General features: G+C 65.5%; 2 protein-coding genes. Both read right to left on the bottom strand.

The annotated features are described in order from the left end of the window. Positions 1-65: 65 nt before the first annotated feature. Positions 66-464, bottom strand: coding sequence for a cytochrome c oxidase subunit 4 (locus AB0E85_RS39960; RefSeq protein ID WP_361937660.1), 399 nt, complete (start codon positions 462-464; stop codon positions 66-68). After that, positions 461-1,233, bottom strand: a 773-nt coding sequence (locus tag AB0E85_RS39955) for a cbb3-type cytochrome c oxidase subunit I (RefSeq protein WP_361937659.1), incomplete at its 5' end; no start/stop codon positions are given. The genes AB0E85_RS39955 and AB0E85_RS39960, both read right to left, overlap by 4 nt.

Genomic DNA, 1,233 nt, shown 5'->3' with positions numbered 1-1,233 from the left:
CGGCATTTGGTGGGGCCCGTACACTCCTTGGGGTGGTGCCGGGCCCCTGAAGCGCTCGGCGCGTGTTACTGGGTGCGGTTCTCACCGCGGTAGTACTCGAACACCCAGCCCCAGACGCCGATCAGGATGATCGGCAGCGAGAAGTACATCAGCCACCAGCCGATCGCGATCGACAGGAAGGCGAGGGCGCCGCCGATGGCGAGCGAGAGCGGCTGCCAGCTGTGCGGGCTGAAGAACCCGACCTCGCCGGCGTCGTCCGCGACGTCCGCCTCCTTGTTGTCCTGTGCGCCCACGTCGACCCGCTTGGCCGTGAAGCCGAGGTAGAAGCCGATCATGATGCACAGGCCGAAGGCCAGGAAGAGGGCCGTGGTGCCGGCGGGCTCCTTCGACCAGAAGCCGTAGACGACCGCCATGACGAGCACGAAGGCGCTCAGCCACATGAACATCTTGCCCTGGATCTTCACTTGCCGGCCTCCTTGCCGCCAGCGAGGGCCTTGTCGCCGTGGCCCACGTTCTCGAGCTGGTCGAGAGCAGCGATCTCCGGGTGGTGCACGTCGAACGCCGGGGATTCGCTGCGGATCTTCGGCAGGGCGACGAAGTTGTGCCGCGGCGGCGGGCAGGAGGTCGCCCACTCCAGGGAGCGGCCGTAGCCCCACGGGTCGTCGACCCCGACCGGCTTGCCGTACTTGGCCGTCTTCCACACGTTGTAGAAGAACGGCAGGATCGACATGCCGAGCAGGAACGAGCTGATCGTCGAGATCGTGTTCAGCGCGGTGAAGCCGTCGGCCGCCAGGTAGTCGGCGTACCGGCGCGGCATGCCCTCGGCGCCCAGCCAGTGCTGGACCAGGAACGTGCCGTGGAAGCCGATGAACAGCGTCCAGAAGGTGATCTTGCCGAGGCGCTCGTCCAGCATCTTGCCGGTCCACTTCGGCCACCAGAAGTGGAAGCCGGAGAACATCGCGAACACGACGGTGCCGAAGACGACGTAGTGGAAGTGGGCCACCACGAAGTACGAGTCCGAGACGTGGAAGTCCATCGGCGGCGAGGCCAGGATGACACCGGTCAGACCACCGAAGGTGAAGGTGATCAGGAAGCCCGTGGCCCAGAGCATCGGTGTCTCGAAGGACAGCGAGCCCTTCCACATCGTGCCGATCCAGTTGAAGAACTTCACGCCGGTCGGTACCGCGATGAGGAACGTCATGAAGGAGAAGAACGGCAGCAGCACACCGCCGG

Origin of the sequence: Streptomyces sp. NPDC029044, from assembly GCF_040637495.1 — a bacterium.
GTDB lineage: Bacteria > Actinomycetota > Actinomycetes > Streptomycetales > Streptomycetaceae > Streptomyces.
This window is presented reverse-complemented; position numbering and strand designations above follow the sequence as displayed.